Annotated in this window: 1 protein-coding gene; it reads right to left on the bottom strand. The window is 41.6% G+C overall.

What is annotated here, in order from left to right; translation table 11 throughout:
- Positions 1–202: 202 nt before the first annotated feature.
- Positions 203–531, bottom strand: a 329-nt coding sequence (gene tnpB, locus LFYK43_RS12245) for an IS66 family insertion sequence element accessory protein TnpB (RefSeq protein WP_148095634.1), incomplete at its 5' end; no start/stop codon positions are given.

The following is a 531-nucleotide window of genomic DNA, read 5'->3' as shown; positions in this document are numbered from 1 at the left end:
TAGTTCTTCATTTTCGGATCTTAACTGTGCAATTAATTTTTGTTCATCCATACCCATTCACCGTCTTTTGATCAGCCAAGCGGCTGATGATTTCAAAAGCAATCATAGCACGGTTTAGCGCAGATTTCATCCAAAGATTTTAAGCTGTGGATAAGGGAAAAAGCAGCCTAGTTTTCCACCTGTGGAAAACTAAACCGCTTGGTTATTTTGTCTGTTGAAGTGACCTTGGGTCATATTTATGGATAGTCGCATCCAGGGACCAACCTTGAAGCAAATTTCTCAGTTCCTTTGGTCGCAATTGCCGCATTTCAGCTTGATTAGTCGGCCACTGCAGGCGGCCGTTTTCAAAACGTTTATATAACAGCAGAAAACCATCTTGATCCCAAAGCAGACCCTTAAAGCGATCCTTGCGACTGCCGCAGAAAAGAAACAAAGCATTTTGAAAAGGATCGAGAGCAAATTCATCAGTGACTACAGCAACTAAACCATCAATTCCTTTACGTAGATCTGTTTTGCCCGTCACCAAATAAA

Origin of the sequence: Ligilactobacillus salitolerans (assembly GCF_003864415.1) — a bacterium.
Lineage (GTDB): Bacteria > Bacillota > Bacilli > Lactobacillales > Lactobacillaceae > Ligilactobacillus > Ligilactobacillus salitolerans.
The sequence above is the reverse complement of the archived record's forward strand: the minus strand, read 5'-3'. Positions and strand labels throughout refer to the sequence as shown.